This window comes from Clostridium caldaquaticum (assembly GCF_023806125.1).
In the GTDB taxonomy this organism is placed as follows: Bacteria; Bacillota; Clostridia; order Clostridiales; family Clostridiaceae; genus Clostridium_AT; species Clostridium_AT caldaquaticum.
The window spans coordinates 16,424-33,725 of the sequence record NZ_JAMSKT010000006.1 but is presented as its reverse complement, the minus strand read 5'-3'; the positions used below and the strand labels follow the sequence as shown (position 1 = coordinate 33,725).

The 17,302-nt window shown below is 30.5% G+C and carries 18 protein-coding genes; all 18 read right to left on the bottom strand.

The window, feature by feature from the left end; translation table 11 throughout:
• Nucleotides 1-60: 60 nt before the first annotated feature.
• The gene (locus M2651_RS04985; protein ID WP_252131244.1) at nt 61-1,503 is read right to left on the bottom strand and encodes an Rne/Rng family ribonuclease; all 1,443 of its coding nucleotides are present in this window, start codon (nt 1,501-1,503) and stop codon (nt 61-63) included.
• A gap of 52 nt (nt 1,504-1,555) precedes the next feature.
• Nucleotides 1,556-2,266, bottom strand: coding sequence for a TIGR03936 family radical SAM-associated protein (locus M2651_RS04980; RefSeq protein WP_252131243.1), 711 nt, complete (start codon nt 2,264-2,266; stop codon nt 1,556-1,558).
• Entirely contained in the window at nt 2,238-4,094 is a 1,857-nt protein-coding gene (locus tag M2651_RS04975) for a TIGR03960 family B12-binding radical SAM protein (protein ID WP_252131242.1), read from the bottom strand. The genes M2651_RS04980 and M2651_RS04975 overlap by 29 nt, the downstream gene beginning before the upstream one ends.
• Nucleotides 4,095-4,203: 109 nt before the next feature.
• Complete coding sequence (locus M2651_RS04970; protein ID WP_252131241.1) at nt 4,204-5,058, bottom strand: M50 family metallopeptidase; 855 nt, start codon at nt 5,056-5,058, stop codon at nt 4,204-4,206.
• A 22-nt stretch (nt 5,059-5,080) separates the two neighbouring features.
• Nucleotides 5,081-5,875, bottom strand: a complete 795-nt coding sequence (locus tag M2651_RS04965) for a M23 family metallopeptidase (RefSeq protein WP_252131240.1) — start codon at nt 5,873-5,875, stop codon at nt 5,081-5,083.
• A gap of 154 nt (nt 5,876-6,029) precedes the next feature.
• Nucleotides 6,030-6,401, bottom strand: a complete 372-nt coding sequence (gene mgsA, locus M2651_RS04960) for a methylglyoxal synthase (protein WP_252131239.1) — start codon at nt 6,399-6,401, stop codon at nt 6,030-6,032.
• Nucleotides 6,402-6,433: 32 nt separating this feature from the next.
• Nucleotides 6,434-7,546, bottom strand: a complete 1,113-nt coding sequence (gene rodA / locus M2651_RS04955; RefSeq protein ID WP_252131238.1) for a rod shape-determining protein RodA — start codon at nt 7,544-7,546, stop codon at nt 6,434-6,436.
• Nucleotides 7,547-7,634: 88 nt separating this feature from the next.
• Nucleotides 7,635-7,901: a cell division topological specificity factor MinE gene (minE, locus tag M2651_RS04950; protein WP_252131237.1), complete on the bottom strand. Its 267-nt coding sequence runs from the start codon at nt 7,899-7,901 to the stop codon at nt 7,635-7,637.
• 11 nt (nt 7,902-7,912) lie between these two features.
• Entirely contained in the window at nt 7,913-8,713 is an 801-nt protein-coding gene (gene minD / locus M2651_RS04945) for a septum site-determining protein MinD (RefSeq protein WP_252131236.1), read from the bottom strand.
• 16 nt (nt 8,714-8,729) lie between these two features.
• Nucleotides 8,730-9,362 carry a septum site-determining protein MinC gene (gene minC, locus M2651_RS04940; RefSeq protein ID WP_252131235.1) on the bottom strand — a complete coding sequence of 211 codons (633 nt, stop codon included), beginning with the start codon at nt 9,360-9,362 and terminating at the stop codon, nt 8,730-8,732.
• A 125-nt stretch (nt 9,363-9,487) separates the two neighbouring features.
• Complete coding sequence (locus M2651_RS04935) at nt 9,488-12,385, bottom strand: penicillin-binding transpeptidase domain-containing protein (protein ID WP_252131234.1); 2,898 nt, start codon at nt 12,383-12,385, stop codon at nt 9,488-9,490.
• 20 nt (nt 12,386-12,405) lie between these two features.
• On the bottom strand, nt 12,406-12,906 hold the full coding sequence (mreD, locus tag M2651_RS04930) for a rod shape-determining protein MreD (protein ID WP_252131233.1): 501 nt from the start codon (nt 12,904-12,906) through the stop codon (nt 12,406-12,408).
• Nucleotides 12,907-12,915: 9 nt separating this feature from the next.
• Entirely contained in the window at nt 12,916-13,758 is an 843-nt protein-coding gene (gene mreC, locus M2651_RS04925; RefSeq protein ID WP_252131232.1) for a rod shape-determining protein MreC, read from the bottom strand.
• Nucleotides 13,759-13,762: 4 nt separating this feature from the next.
• The gene (locus M2651_RS04920) at nt 13,763-14,770 is read right to left on the bottom strand and encodes a rod shape-determining protein (RefSeq protein WP_252131231.1); all 1,008 of its coding nucleotides are present in this window, start codon (nt 14,768-14,770) and stop codon (nt 13,763-13,765) included.
• A 21-nt stretch (nt 14,771-14,791) separates the two neighbouring features.
• Complete coding sequence (gene radC, locus M2651_RS04915; RefSeq protein ID WP_252131230.1) at nt 14,792-15,478, bottom strand: RadC family protein; 687 nt, start codon at nt 15,476-15,478, stop codon at nt 14,792-14,794.
• Nucleotides 15,479-15,491: 13 nt separating this feature from the next.
• The gene (locus M2651_RS04910; protein WP_252131229.1) at nt 15,492-16,067 is read right to left on the bottom strand and encodes a Maf-like protein; all 576 of its coding nucleotides are present in this window, start codon (nt 16,065-16,067) and stop codon (nt 15,492-15,494) included.
• A 20-nt stretch (nt 16,068-16,087) separates the two neighbouring features.
• Nucleotides 16,088-16,348: a DUF4321 domain-containing protein gene (locus M2651_RS04905; RefSeq protein WP_252131228.1), complete on the bottom strand. Its 261-nt coding sequence runs from the start codon at nt 16,346-16,348 to the stop codon at nt 16,088-16,090.
• Nucleotides 16,349-16,564: 216 nt separating this feature from the next.
• Nucleotides 16,565-17,275, bottom strand: a complete 711-nt coding sequence (locus tag M2651_RS04900) for a hypothetical protein (protein WP_252131227.1) — start codon at nt 17,273-17,275, stop codon at nt 16,565-16,567.
• Between the last annotated feature and the right edge of the window lie 27 nt (nt 17,276-17,302).

The following is a 17,302-nucleotide window of genomic DNA, read 5'->3' as shown; positions in this document are numbered from 1 at the left end:
CCTATGTGTGCGGTCTACAAAAGCCATTGTAACACAAGTAACAACCTTTGTAAAGAATAATTAACCATATATCTTGTATTTTTGCATTTTTTCTATATGATTTGAAAAAACTAGAGCTTCTACTCTGAAAAGTTCTAAGTTTTCGCTAAATTTTACATATATTGATCTATTATTGCTGCCAATTTTATTAGCAAAACTATTTACGTCACACATAATATCTTCTTTATAAATATTTGAAATCTCAATATATATATTTTCTACATTTAACTCTTTGCACAATCCTGTAATTTCATTGTTTATTAAATGCGTTAAATAAAAGTATGATATTCTCTTTCCTCTTCCATTACAAATATTACATTTTTCCTCTATATATTCTGTTATTGATTTACCGGTTCTTTTCCTGGCTATTTGTACTAGATTCAGCTCTGTAAATGGATAAATTACAGTTTTATTTTTCTCTAATTTCATGCATTGATTTAATATATTAAGAATATTATCTTTATCCACTTTATTATCAATATCAATAAAATCTATAATAATAATCCCACCTAAGTTTCTTAGTTTTATCTGTCTTACTATTTCATAGGCTGCTTCAATATTTGTATTTAAAGCAGTATCTTTTATAGATACACTTTTCACATCTTTAGCAGAATTTACATCTATGACATACATTCCTTCTGTTTTATCAATAACAATATTACCCCCACTTTTTAAACTAATTCTTTTATTTCTTAGTTCTAATATTTCTCTTTCTATGCCATAATAATTAAATATTGTTTTGTTTTCAGTATGTATTTTCAGCTTACAGTTTATATCCGGACTAAACTGTAAAAATTCCTTAATATAATTATAATCTTTTTCTCTATCTACTACTATTAATTCAGTGTCACTATCAACTATATCCCTAAGAATTTTATTCACTATTCCATTACCATCGTATAAGAATTTCGGCTTAATTGAATACCTGCAATCATTGACTATATTACAATAAATCTGATATAATCTTTCAATTTCTTCATTAATTATATCTACAGATACTTTTTCACCATTAGTTCTAATCATAATCCCTATATCTTTCGGTTTCATCACATGTTCTTTTATATACTTCTTAAAAATATTATTTTCTATCTTTTTGGAAAAACTTAAACCGTTATTTAAAGTTTCTAAAACTACGTATCTGCCAGGTATAGTAATAGCATTTGTCACTTTGGGCCCTTTTTCATCTATTGCTTCTTTTAAAACTTCAACTAATATTTCATCATTTTTTTTAATATGTATGTTATTAAACTTTCTATCTAAGTACATATAGCAGTTTTTACTATACCCAATATCTATAAAAGCACATTTTATTGCAGGAACTATATTTTTGACAATACCTTTATATATTTCACCGCTCTTTGGTTCATTATTTTCTTCTTCAATAAAACATTCCTCTAATTTATTATTATTTTTTACTGCTACTCTTAAAATTTTTTCTCTTCTTTCTATAAAAATTTGCTTCATTAGAAACACCTCTTTAAATTATAAATGGAGGAATAAATTTTCCTCCATAAAATCACTTAACAAAGTCGCAAAGTGGTATAAATTTGTTTCCCTTTTCTACATATAGTTCCTCTCTCATAACATCTACAAAAGCAACTGAATTTACTGCTGTAGTATTATTTTTTATAAATTGTGCTAAAAGTTCCGCAGAAAGATTTTCTTTACTTCCACAGGATAATATACAATCTATCCTTAAACAATTATTCTCTATTATAAAATCAAAACTCTTTACCTTTTTTCTAATATCAACAAGTTTTTCTCCACTCTTGCTCTTTTTTAAAATTTCCCAATTTTCGTGACTCAATAAATTTTCTAACTCTTCTTTTAACACATCGGTATTTTTATATTTAATCGTAATGATATATTTAGCAGCGTCTATTAAAGCCATTGCCTGTGGTATTTTTTTACCTTCATTATTTTCTTTAACTAAAGTAACTTGTAAAAATTTGATGCCTGAAGGAGCATTATTATTAAGTACATCCTTAATATAATTTTCTTTTACATATTCAGTCAGCTCCATATCCACATACTCTCCAACAGAATACATTCCTACTGAAAGAGGCTGAGCAATAGAAACAGTCATATGAGGATTAAAACCCTTGGAATATTCTATAGGCAGCGCTGCTCTTCTTACTACTCTTTGAAGGGTTCTAAGTAAATCTAAATGTGAAATAAATTTTATATGACTCTCTTTACTAAATTTTATTAAATACCGCACCTTCAAAACACCTTCCTTCCCTAAAGTGTACATTTACACCGCATCTAGTACATCCTAGTCTGCAGTCTGGAGTAAGACTTGCAGTCTTAGCTTTTTCGTTTTCCTTAATTAAGAAATCTTTATCAACTCCTATATCTATAAAATCCCAAGGCAGTATTTCATTATAACTTCTTTCTCTATAAGCATAAAACTCTCCATCGACTCCACATTCTCTCATAGCCTCTTCCCAAATACCGTAATCAAAATATTCAGACCAACCATCAAATTTAGCTCCTTTCTGAAAAGCTGCAACTAAAACGTCACAAAGCTTTCTGTCCCCTCTAGCAAAAATTGCTTCCATGTAACTTACTAAAGATTCATGCCAATTATATGTTATAGCTCTGCTTTTTATATTACTTCTTATTGCGTTAATCTTTTCTCTTACAGTTTTCATATTATCCTGGGGAGCCCATTGAAATGGTGTAAAAGGCTTTGGAACAAAAGTTGAAGTACTCACAGTAACCTTAAGCCCCTTGTTTCTAACATCTTTAGGAACCTTAAAATATTCATCCACAACCTTTTGTGCCAAATATGCTATACCTTTTACATCTTCCATATCTTCGTAAGGAAGCCCAATCATAAAGTAAAGTTTTATTGTAGACCATCCAGACTCAAAAGCGCTTCTAACAGACTTTATTAAATCCTCTTCAGTAACTCCCTTATTTATAACATCTCTCATCCTTTGAGAACCAGCTTCTGGTGCAAAAGTTAATCCTGTCTTTCTTACTTTTTGAATTTCTTTAATCAAATCAACTGAGAAAGAGTCTATTCTTAAAGAAGGAAGAGAAATCCCTACATTTTCATCCTTGTATTTCATAACCATTGAACTAATTAAATTCTCTATATCGGAGTAATCACAAATACTTAAAGAAGTAAGCGAAACTTCCTCATAACCTGTTTTCTTTATTAAGTCATCTACCTGTTCCATTAATTTCGAAAGTTTTTTTTCTCTTACTGGTCTATATATCATACCTGCCTGACAGAACCTGCAGCCTCTCGTACATCCTCTAAAAGTTTCAAGCATAATCCTGTCATGTACTATTTCAGTATAAGGAACAATTAGTTTATCTGGATAAATATTTTCGTTAAGATTTGTTATAATTCTCTTTTTAACCTTTGTTTCCACATCCTGGTAAACAGGCTTAATTTCTTTGATAGTTTTATCTTCATTATAAGTTACTTCATAAAAACTTGGAACATATATTCCTTGAAGCTTGGAAACAGCTCTTAAAAACTCTTTTTTAGTTTTTCCTTTATATTCCTTATAAATATCTAAAATTTCATTAATTATTTCTTCCCCTTCTCCAATTACAAAAAAATCTGCAATGTCATACAAAGGTTCAGGATTATATGCACAAGGTCCTCCACACATAACAATAGGATATTCTTCCCCTCTTTGAGAAGCTCTTATTGGTATCCCACTCATATCTAACATGTTTAAAATATTTGTATAACTCATTTCATATTGAAGAGTGAATCCTAAAAAATCAAAGTTTTTAAGAGAATCTTTGCTTTCAAGTGCATACAAATCAATGTTATTCTCTCTCATTAACTTTTCCATATCTGGCCAAGGCGCAAAAGCTCTTTCGCAAAAAGTATCTTCTCTTTCATTTAAAACATAATATAATATTTTAGTTCCTAAATGTGACATTCCTACCTCATACACATCTGGAAAGCAAAAGGCAAATCTAATATCTACTTTATTTTTATCTTTATTGTAAGAGTTAAATTCTCCTCCAATATATCTTGCAGGTTTTTCAACTCTATACAAAATATCATCTGTAATTTTGTTCATTTATTTTCCTCCTTAGGATATCTTACAACGAAAACTTTTTTAAGTTTACTTATCAATTCAACAATATATTCTAACATAAACCTATAAGTTTTAACAATGAATATTTTCTTTAAATGTTCTCTTCTCTTATAGCAATAAATTCTTCAATAGTTAAATTACCATAGTTTTTTAAACCCTCAATTAATTCCTCTTCATAAATTATATCCATTACCTTCATATCATCATCAAGTACAGTAAAGACATTATATCTATTTTTATCTACTATACTTAAGGCTGTAATCAAGTCACATTTAAAATGTATTGAAAGATTCTTATTTTCAATATAACCAGATTTTAGAAACTTCAATCGCTTTTTAATAATATCTCCCATTATAATATAAACTATCCTTTCTTTTTCCTTTTTTGATGAGTATAAAATAAATAAAGCTATTATTGCTAAACTAATATTCCTTACATAAAAAAAAGCCATAAGCATATATAAAAAAAGCATTGCTATACCAAGTATCATACTAAATTTAATTGTTAGTTCATTTGCTTTTTTATATATAGTTCTGAAACATAAAATACTTCTTATTACTCTGCCTCCATCTAAAGGAAAAGCAGGAAGTAAATTAAAGAGTCCTACTGCCAAATTCCCCATGTATAAAGTATATGTACATTCTAAAGAATAATTTTTATATAAATTATAAAACAATAAAGCTAAAACTATATTAAATATAGGTGCTGACAGTGAAATAATAATATCTTCTTTTGGAGAAGCTTCATCTAATTCTTTAAGGGAAAGCCTTGCACCAATAGGCAGTATCTCCAGATCAAAGCCTGAAAAACCTAAGATTAGAGCAGTAAAATAATGAACTGATTCATGAAAAAGTACAATCAAAAAGGCCATTATTATTTGACCTTTAAACCCAAGAAACAAAAGAAATATTATATAAGGAAAAAAAAATCTATTTACCTTTATCAAAAGCTTCCTCCACTTACACTTATTAAAATACAGTCTGTTTTTTTATAAAAGTCAAATACTCTTCTGGATTTTTATTCTCACCCATATATATTAATTCAAAATGGAGCCACGGCTCAGTAACTTTCCCACTGTTTCCGCTTTTACCTATTACTGTGCCTTTATTTAATATATCACCTTTCTTAACAAAAATCTCACTTAAGTTTGCATATTTAGTTTCAATACCATTGCCATGGTCTACTAATATATACTTTCCTAAGCTTATATCTTCACCCACTTCTTTTACTTCACCTTTAAATGAGCAAATAATTTCTGTACCAATTTTAGCACTTATGTTTATACCTTCGTTTTTCATGCTTTTACTATCTCCTAAATCTATTTTTTCTCCATAAGAAGAGATTATATCTCCTTCGATAGGAAGTACAAAATTTTCATTTATTTGCTCCTTTATAGTCTTACCACCCAATATTTTAGACTTTGCCTCATCCAGCCAATTTGTAACCTTTTCCTCTATATTTTCTGTGTCTAAATTTTTAATAAATGCTATAGCCTTATTATAATCTAAATTAGTATTCAGCATTTCTTTTAAGTAGTTATATGCTGTTTTAGTTTGCTGAGTAACAATAAGCTTACAACCAATAATAAAAGTAAATAAAATAAAAACTCCAATCAAATCCCTTGTTAGTCTCTTTAAAATAAAATTATTATAAAAGCTGAATTTATAGCTACTGCCTGAATTATAGTTATAATTTCCATAATTTTTTCTCTTGTTTAGTAATGAACTATAGTAGCTTTCATATTGCGAATTATAGTTTCCCATTTTAACCCCTCCCGTAGTACTAATTCCAAATTATGCTTGGAATTATTTATTGATTATAAAAAACATCTTTATCTAATAATATATATTTTTTATAAAGCTGTTATATTCCAAAAATAAAAGGACAGCTTAACAAGCAGTCCTAACACATTATATTCTATTTATGATATCTAAGAGCCTTTAAGAAAATTTCTGCAGAACCAATATTAGTAGCAAGTGGTATATGATGAACATCGCAAAGTCTAAGCAATGCGGTTACATCAGGCTCATGTGGCTGTGCTGTTAAAGGATCTCTTAGAAATATTACAAAATCTATTTCACCTTCAGCTATTTTAGCTCCTATTTGCTGATCTCCACCTAAAGGACCTGATAAAAACCTGTGAACATCAAGACCTACTATCTCATAAATTAACTTTCCTGTAGTACCTGTAGCAAAAAGCTCATGCTGCTCAAAAATATCTTTAAACCTTCCTACAAATTCTACCATATCATCTTTTTTCTTGTCATGTGCTATTAATGCAATTTTCATGTATAACTCCCCCTTAAAGTTATTATTTATTTTTAAAAATTTATTTTCTTTCTTCTCATACCAACATTTAATACCAGACCTATAGCCATAAAATTGGTAAGCATTGAGCTTCCCCCATAGCTCATAAGAGGCAGAGTAATACCTGTTATAGGCATAATTCCTATAGTCATTCCTATATTTTGAAGAATAGAAAATAAAAATGTAGATATTACTCCAACACAAATAATTGAACCAAATAAATCCTTTGACGTACTTGCAGCTTTTATAAATCTAAACAATAAAACACTATACAAAAATAACAGTACAATGGCTCCAACAAGTCCCCATTCCTCACCAACAACAGAGAATATAAAATCAGTGTGAGATTCTGGCACAAATCCACCTGATATTTGTGTTCCTTTCAAAAAACCTTTCCCTAATATTCCACCAGAACCTACGCCAATCATTGAAGAAAGTAATTGCAGATTACTTCCTAAAGCATCAGCTTCTGGGTTTAAAAAAGATGTTAGTCTTACTTTCCAATAGGAAGCCATAAGCGGTGAATTCCACACAACAGCAATAAATCCTACAATACCAATAAGCCCCCAAATAATCACTTTTGAGTTGAGTCCTGCTATATAGAATATTCCTAATACAATAAAAAAACAAACCATAGTCATACCCATATCAGGCTGTATAACTATTAACAGCATTGGAACAACAGCATAAAAACAAAGTGTAAAAAAGTTTTTAATATTGTTAATATCCCCTTCCATATCTTCAAGTTTTTTTGCAAGCATTATAATCATAGCTATTTTTGCAAATTCTGAAGGCTGAATACCTCTATTCCCTAAAGCAATCCAGGACCTGGCTCCATTTGTTACTTTTCCCGCAGTATCATTTATAATAAGTAGAACTATAGAGCTCCAATATATAAGGCTTGAATAATTCATCAAAAGAGTATAATCAAAAATCAAAATAATATAAACTAACGCTAAAGCTATTATAAGCCAAATCATTTGCAATCTAAAGTAGTAAATACCATACTTACGGGTGGCACTATATATATTAATACTCCCAAATAGAACTATTATTATTGAAACGATTATTATACTATAATCTAACTCCTTTAACAACTTTCCATTTATCTTAAGTTTCTCCAACATCAGCATCCCTCCAATGACAATTATATTATATCAGTACATATAAAAAAAAGCTATGTATAATATTTGAATTATACATAGCAAAATATAATTAAGGTTTTCTAGTACTTTTAATAGGAATACTTGCCACCAATGCAGGAGAAGAATTTACTCCATCTTCAGTCCTTGTGAGCTTAACCTCTATATCAGAACTGTTAAATTCAGCATAGTTTGATAAAACCTTCAGTATCTCTGACTTTATTATCTCTAGAAACTCCGGAGAAAAATCTGATCTATCATGTATAAGTATAAGCTGGAGTCTTTCTTTAGCAACTTCTTTCGGTGAAGGTTTCGATGAGAAAATTTTAAATAAATCCATCATATCCCCTCCTATCGTGATTTAAAGAAAAATCTTTTAAGAGAAGATAAAAATCCGCCTTCATCATTTTCAAGAGACATAAATGGAACTTCTTCTCCTATAATTCTTCTTGCTATATTTTTAAACGCTTGTCCTGACAAGGCTTTTTCATCTAAAACAATAGGCTCTCCTTTATTTGTAGATACTGTTACATTTTTATCATCTGGAACAACTCCTATCAGTTTAACAGCTAAACATTCTAATATATCGTTTATATCAAGCATATCTCCCTTTTGAGTCATTTCATAGTTTATCCTGTTTATAACTAATTCATGTCTATCCAGTCCCTTTGCATCTAATTTACCAATAACTCTGTCTGCATCTCTTACAGATGTAAGCTCTGGATTTACTACCACTATAGCCCTGTCTGCTCCCACAACTGCATTTTCAAATCCCTGTTCAATTCCTGCAGGGCAATCAATGATTACATAATCAAACTCTTCTTTTAGCTGCTCTACTAACTTGAGCATTTTTTGCGGCTCAATATCAGTTTTATCCCTAGTTTGTGCTGTAGGAAGCAAGAAAAGATTATTAAATCTTTTATCCTTTATTAATGCAGCTTTTAGCCTACATCTTTCTTCAATAACGTCTACCAAAGTATTTACTATTCTATTTTCAAGTCCCATTAATACATCTAAGTTTCTAAGTCCAGTATCTCCATCTACAACAACAACCTTTTTCCCCATTGCTGCAAGGGCTGTTCCAATGTTAGCAGTTGTTGTCGTTTTTCCTACTCCGCCTTTACCTGATGTTACTACAATTGCTTCTCCCATAAAATACATCCTCCTATTAAATAAACTTGTTAAATAAGTATGGTTCTACAATTATACTATTATCCTTTATTTTTGCCACTTCAGGATATAATGGTTTTTCTCCATCATCTGGAGATCTGGTCATTATATCTGCTATTTGCAAAATTTCAGGCTGCAAACGAAAAGCTGCAATAATGGCCTTATCATTACCTCCGCAACCTGCATGAACATGACCTTTCAATGACCCAAGGACAACAATATTCCCTCCTGCAAAAACCTCTGAACCCGGATTTACATCCCCAATAATTACAATATTACCTGTATAATTTATACTCTGCCCACTTCGAATAGTTTTTCTTAAAAATTTAGTACGTCCCTCATAAATACCAGAAAACACTCTGCTGACCTTTTCTTCCCTATCCTCCAGTATACAATCTTTTATCATAAACTCTTCGAACAGTACATCTTTAAGTCTGCTTAATTCTCTTTCACTTATATACTTAAGCTCAGTAGCTATTTTAAGAGTACTCCCCTTATAAAATTTTCTACCTCTTGACAGCTTTTCTATTAAGGCTTCCAGCATTTCATCAAAATCCTTAAATTTGTTCATACTTATTACTGCAAATAATCCATCTTTGTTTCCTTTAATTATTATTTTGTCGTCAATCATAACAAACCTCCAAGCAAGAGCATATTCTTATAATTCAACAAATTTTATTAAAATCCTCCTAAAAATTCATAATTAGTACTCAAAAAATAAAAATAGACGGATAATCCATCTATTTTTATAATAATTTATTGGATTGGTTTTGCAACTACATCAAATTGTGGAGTATATCCCTTAGCATCTAACTCTTCCTTAAAATAAGCTTCATATATAGCTCTTGCTACTGGAGCAATATATCCACCATGACCTCCGTCAAATACAAGTACTGCAACAGCAATTTTAGGTTTGTCATAGGGTGCAAAACCTACATAAACACCATAAGAGGTTCTCCCTAACTCATCCTGCTTATTGCTATAGGTTGCAGAACCTGTTTTACCTGCTGTATCAATAGGTAAACCATCAAAAACTCCTCTTGCAGTACCGTCCTCTCCTGTAACAGCATGCATACCTTCTTTTACAGCTGCTACTGTAGAAGGTTTAATACCTGTATTTTCTATGACTTCTGGCTGCACCTCTTTAATAACAGTTCCATCTGAATCTATTATCTTACTTACAAGATGAAGCTTATATCGTGTTCCACCATTTACTAAAGTAGCTATATAATTAGCAAGCTGAAGAGGAGTAAAATTCATATTACCTTGACCAATAGAAGCATTATACATATTAAACGGCATTACACTTTGCATATATCCATCATAAATAGTTATCATAAGCATTTCGTTTGCTATAGCAGTAATTTCACTATTTGATATTGATTTTCCTTTATAGCTTGAATCCGCCTCTATTAATTTAGTTAAATACTCAGTATAAGTTTTTACTACATAATTATCCCTCTTATTTACATCTTTCTTTAACTCCTCGTTTATCATACCTCCAGTTCTAATAATTTCTTGTATTTTCTGCTTAAATTCATCCTTTAAATCTCTTAACTTTTGAGTATCTCCATCAGATTTATCTAAATTTATTGGGGTGAAATTCCCTACCCTATAGCTTCCTTTACCAGACTTAAGAACATCCCTAACTACATAATAATAATTTATGGCATAACTGTTACTATTGCTCCAACTATTAAATACTTGACCAAAATTTTCACCTATCTCAATTCCAGTAGAAGCCTTTATACCAGATTGGGGCTTAACACCTAAACCAAACTTCCATGCATATTGAGCTAAAATATCATCATTATATGTCTCTCTTAAAAGCTGTCCTACTTTCATAAAATACGGGTTACTTGAAACTGCTAATGCTTTTGTCAAATTCACCAAACCATTTCCACTTCCATTATCATAAAATGTCGTTCTGAAATTTTTTCCATCATCAAATACAGAACGATCGTTTACTGTATCGGATGGTTTTATAACTCCTGATTCCAATCCTGCAATAGCTGTCATGGGCTTAAAAGTAGAACCTGGAGGAACTAAAGAGTAGGTTGCATAGTTATATAATGGTTTAGGTACGAAGTCAAACGCATCATATCTTTTGTTTGACTTTGAATTAATAGGAAAAAGTTTATCAATTAACGAAGTATTCAAACCTCTAGACTTTCCATACGCAACATAATCTGGATTAAAATATTTATTATATGTCTCCGTAGAAAGACCTTTAGGATCAGAAAAATCATTTGGATTAAATCCTGGTCTAGAAGCAAGTGCCAGAATTGCACCTGTATTTACATCTATAGCTACAGCAGCTCCTCTAGTGGCATTTGCAGTATTTACGTCCTTTCTACGCCCCTGCTTTTGAAGATCAGCCATAACCTTATCAAGAGCAGTTTCTGCTGCATACTGTACATTTTGATCTATAGTAAGCTGAATAGTCTGACCTGAATAAGTCACTCTTCTTCCTAATTCTTCAATAACTCTTCCATACCTGTTTAATTTTACGATTCTTCCGCCTTTAGAACCCTTCAGTCTATCTTCAAAAGCACCTTCAATTCCTTGAATACCTATATAATCTGTGTTTACATCATAACCTTTCTCTTCATATTTGCTGTGATTATTACCTATCTTGGATATATAACCTATAACAGCTGACGCCAATTGCCCAAAAGGATAATATCGCATAGGCTGCATTGATATGTCTATTCCTGGAAGATCGTTAAGTTTTTGAGAGAAAATAAATGCTGTCTCTTTTTTAATATTACTTGCAATTACTACTGGTTTATAGCCTGAAAAACTTTGCATCTTTATAGCATCCTTAACAAGAATATATCTTCTCTCTAATTCTATCTGTTTATCTTGTGAAAGCTTTGTTTTCTCTACATTACATTTTAAAAGCAGTTTTTGAAAAAGTTCATCTTTAATAGTCTGCTTTGATGCTTCTGTATATTGCTGTAATAGCTGTTTTAATTCATCATCTGATGCTATCTTATATCTTTCTTGAATTCTCATTATTGTTTCTTCTGGAGAAGACTTAAACCCACTCAGAATTTTTTCAAAAATACCTTCTGGAGATACTTTATATTGATCTACGAGATAATTAAAAGTCTCTTCAGGAGTAATTTTTAAAAGCTCTTCATTTATTTGTTCTTCTTCCTCTTCTGTGAGCTTTTCCTTCTTATCTGGGAAAAGTTTTTTCTGTATTTTTTCATTTAACCCTCTATCACGTTTAAATCTTATTTCTAAAGTCTTTCTTCCTTCATCATCTTGAACATTAAATTCAAATCTATAAGGATTTATCTTTAATGCAAAATCATCTTTTTGCGTCTCTCCATTTTCATCTAAAATTTTAAATATCATATCCATAGTATCAAAGAAGCTCGTGCTACTGTCTGTTGTCTCAGTAAATGTTAAATTATAACTTTGAACATTTGTAGCTAACTGCGTTTTACCATCACTTGCTAATATTGGGCCTCTTGGCGCATACTCCTGAACTTCTGTAATAGATTGACTATTAGCCTTATCCTTATATTCATCTGCTTTGACTATTTGTAAAACAGTAAGCCTAGATATAATTGACGCAAAAACTAAAATCATAATTATAATTAACGATGTAAATCTATTAAAATTTTTTTTCTTCTTATTCATAGGCTCACCTTCCCATAAAATTATCTATCATAAAAGCTCCACTTCCTCTGCATATATTCCTTCTGACACAATCTGTAAACTCTTTTATACATAAATATTGAAACAACTACGGAATATAAGCTGTTATATATAATATGTTCAAAAGAAGTGTACATTTTAACTATATATAAAATAGAAAAAACTAATATACCTTTTATTACAGTCATAAAAAAACAGGAAACTATAGGTATAAGACTCTTTTCCTTAAATATAGAAACTCCAATAAAACCTGCCAAAGCACATAACAGCATATTTGTAAATGTATTTATTCCAAAACCATTTATGAAATATAAATCCTGCAGCACTCCTGATAAAATTCCTATCCATATACCTTCCCAACTGCCATTTATTATGGAATAGAATAAACAGAATATGAAAAGCAGGCTTGGATAAAAGCCTCTTATTGCAAAAAAAGGAACAAGTGTGTTATCTATAATCATTAACAACACACATATAAAAACTATTGTCAAAATCTTCTTCATAATTTCACCTTAATATTTTATATCTCTTATATCTTTAGGAATAACTATAAGCAGCTCTTCCAGCTTATTGAAATCTACATAAGGTTCAATTATAGCATTTTTCATTATTTTACCTTTATCTTCCTCAATATCAACTACCTGTCCTATTCTTATATTCTTTGGATAAAAGTTACCATAACCTGAAGTTAAAATAACATCTCCCTTTTTTACCGCTGAATCTTGCGGTAAAAAATATAATTTAGCCAGAAGTTTATTATCTGCATCCTTGTATCCCTTAACGATTCCTGTTTCATTAGTGCTTTCTACCATACCGCTTACAGCTATATTTTCATTGGAAATAGACTGCACAACTGCCCAATTACTAGCAGTTGAAGTTATTTGTCCCACTAAACCTCTTGGAGTAATCACAACCATTCCTTTTCTTATATTATCTTTACTTCCCTTATCTATTATAAATCCATCTAAAAAATTGCCTCCACTTTTACCAATTATGTTGCATCCTTCATAGCTGTATTCAGAATTTTGATTTTTAAAATCTAACATCTGTCTTAATGATTCATTTTCCTTTAAAGCAGAATTATACTCAATAAGTTTATTTTCTAATTCAATGTTCTTCCTTCTAAGTTCGTCATTTTCTTGTTTAATTTTTGAGAAACTGAATATGGAGCTTAAATTTTCTTTAACAGTATCTGCTGATTTATAAACTACCTCTTGAATCAAATTAAGTACACTGCCCACACCATTTTCAACTGCAGACGCCTTTTCCCTCTTAACACTTACACCGATTAATATTAAAAAGCTAACTGACAGTACAATTATAGTTACTGCCAGTTTGTTCTTAAAGAATGTCATAATATTATCTTTTTCTACTTACTTTATCAATATTATCTAGTGCTTTACCAGCACCTAAAGCAACACAGTCAAGAGGTGATTCTGCTACGTGTACAGGCATATGAGTTTCATGGTTTATAAGCTTATCTAACCCTTTAAGGTAAGCTCCTCCCCCTGCTAACATTATTCCTTTATCCATAATATCTGCTGCCAGTTCTGGAGGAGTCTTTTCCAATGTAGTTTTAATTGCATCTATAATAGCTGCTACAGGCTCTCTTAATGCTTCTCTAACTTCTCCCTCTGTTATATCAATAATTTTAGGAAGCCCAGATACTAAGTCTCTTCCCTTAATCTGCATAGTGCTTTCATTTTCATCTGGAAAAGCTGAACCTAACTCCATTTTAACAGCTTCAGCAGTTCTTTCACCAATAGCCAAATTATATTCTTTTTTAATGTAATTAATTATTGACTGGTCAAGCTCATCTCCAGCCACCCTAAGTGATTTGCTTGTTACTATTCCTCCTAAGGATATCACAGCTACTTCTGTAGTTCCACCACCAATATCAACTATCATACTTCCTGTAGGTTCATTTACAGGAAGATTTGCACCAATAGCTGCAGCCATAGGTTCTTCCATAAGAAGTACTTCTCTTGCTCCTGCTTGTTTAGTAGCTTCATCAATTGCTCTTTTTTCAACCTCTGTTACCCCTGAAGGAAAACATACTACTATTCTAGGACTAGTAAAGGCACTCTTAGGACTTATTTTTTCAATAAACTTTTTTAGCATTGTTTGTGTTACATCAAAATCTGCAATAACTCCGTCCTTTAATGGTCTTATTGCCATTATGTTTCCTGGAGTTCTTCCTATCATCTGCTTTGCCTCAAGACCAACAGCTAAAACTTTTTTAGTATCACAATTAATTGCTACAACCGACGGCTCTCTTAGAAGTATCCCTTTACCCTTTACATAAATAAGAGTATTTGCAGTTCCTAAATCTATACCCATATCTTTAGATATACCGAAAAATCCCATGTAAAATTTCTCCTTTCAAATTTACAATATACCTTTTTCCTTTAAACTTACATATACACCATTACCAATTATTATATGATCCAAAAGTTCAATGCCTAAAAGTTTACCACATTCTTTAATTCTATTTGTCAAAGCTATATCTTCGCTGCTTGGCAATGGATCTCCAGAAGGATGGTTGTGAGTTATAATAATAGATGCACTGCTCTTTTTTATAGCTTCACAAAATACTTCCCTTGGATGAACTATCGAAGAATTAAGGCTGCCAACAGATACATCTTTTACGCTGATAACTATATTTTTTGTATTAAGCATAATTACCTTTAAATGTTCCTGCTTTAAATGTCTCATACTTTCCATAATAAGCTCAGCAGCATCTTTAGGCTGAGTAATCTTATATTGTTCTCCTGATCTAAAAGATTTAAATCTTTTAGATATTTCAGCAAGTGCTAAAAGCTGAGAAGCTTTTGCAGCCCCAATACCTTTTAAATTTAAGAAATCTTCACTGCAAGAGGTAAGAAGTCCATTTAATCCTCCAGTTTCTCTTAAAATTCTGTTACTTAAATTTAAAATATTTTCATTACAACTTCCAGTTCTAAGTATTATAGCTATTAACTCTCCATTTGAAAGTGACTCTGCTCCGTATTTTAAAAGTTTCTCTCGCGGCCTTTCACTTTCAGGTAAATCCATAATTCTAAGTTCTTTTTCCATAAATTAACCCCTTTTAAAGATTTACCCCCATCTCCTTAAGCATATTATAAAGACGATTTAAAGGAAGTCCTACAACATTATAATAGCAACCATGAATTTTTTCAACAAAAATACCAGCATTTCCTTGTATACCGTAGGCTCCTGCCTTATCTGCCCACTCATTCTTATGTATATATTTATTGATTTCATCATCAGAAATTTCTGCAAAAAACACATCAGTACATACATAATCTATAATTGATATATTAGAAACAGTATTAATAAGAGCTATTCCCGAATATACTTTATGTACATTTCCGCTTAAAGCTCTTATCATACTATAAGCTTCTTCCTTATCATTGGGCTTCCCTAAAATTTTATTGTTATGATAGACAACAGTATCACAACCAATAACTATACTCTTATTCTTTAGTGTTTTTGCAACATTCATTGCTTTGCCAAATGCTAATGTTTTTACATAATCTTCACAATTCCCGTTAAATATTACAGAATCTTCATCAAAATCACTAACTATAATGCTGAAATCTTTAATAATTCTTCTTAAAAGTTCCTCTCTTCTTTGTGAAGCTGAAGCTAAAATAATTTCCAAACTATCACTTCCTAAAATTTCTAAGCCTTTCTATATAATATTATAGCCAAAACAATACCAAAAATAGACATTAAATTTACATTATAATTTAAACCAAAAGAAAGACTTAACACTTTTAAATCTAGTGTAATAGGCTTTGAAGTTCCAATGGAATATACACTTTTTAGAGCATGCAGGAATTTTATATTAGTACCAAGCATATCTCCAAGCAAACTTCCGCCAATAGCACCTAAAAATACAGTAAATATAAAAAACCCCTTGCTTTTATCTAAACCTTTCAATTACCATCCCTGCCTTGACATATATAAACAAAACTATATAAAATTTTGCAACTATATTTCTACATATCGTTTATAGTTTAACATTTAATAAAAACATACACAAGTATATATAAAATTATTTAAGAATTATTTAGAATTTTATCTTATATTTACAGTTTATATAAATTAACTGATAATTAAAATCCAAAAAATAAAAACACCTGAAATTTAGGTGTTTTATTTTTCAGTTAATTTTTTTAATATGTTATATAAAAATATATAACACTCTGAAGCTTTATCTTTGCCAAGCTCATCTGGTAAGGTGCTGATATGTGCTTTCAGTTCATTAAGAACATTTATATTTGTACTCTTCTTATCTACTTCTTTAATTTCTAAAGAACACCATTTTTTTAACTCCTTAGTATCTATAGACTTGGTATTTGAATCAGCTAATGATGTAAGAACATCCAGCTCTGCATCTATTATTGCTGCAACCTGTTCATCGCAAGCATTGTTATTTAAAATATTTATCTCAAAAGTAATTTTAGAGTTGTCTATAGACTTCTCGCTTAATATTTTCATAGTCTTAAGTCCCTGTTCCTCTTTATATATTCCTAAAAGAACTCTTGTCCCTTTTTCATCCAATACAGTAAAGGCATTACCATAAACACTTAGATTTTTTTTAACTGATTCAGCATTTTCATTTTTTCCAAATACTCCACATTGTACCACTATATATCTAACTACTTTTTTCTTATCTTCCTTTTTTGCTGCATCTGTTATTTTATCTTCAGATTTAGGAATTACTTCCTTTAAATTATTATTGAAGAAAAGTTTCGAAATAACCGTTCCTATAACAACTGCAAAGACCAAAGTTGAAAGAAAAACTACTACAAAAGCTAAACTGTTATTTTTTTTTCTTTTCATATCATATCTTGTGTATTTCATTTTATACCTCCATATTTTCACTTTAAA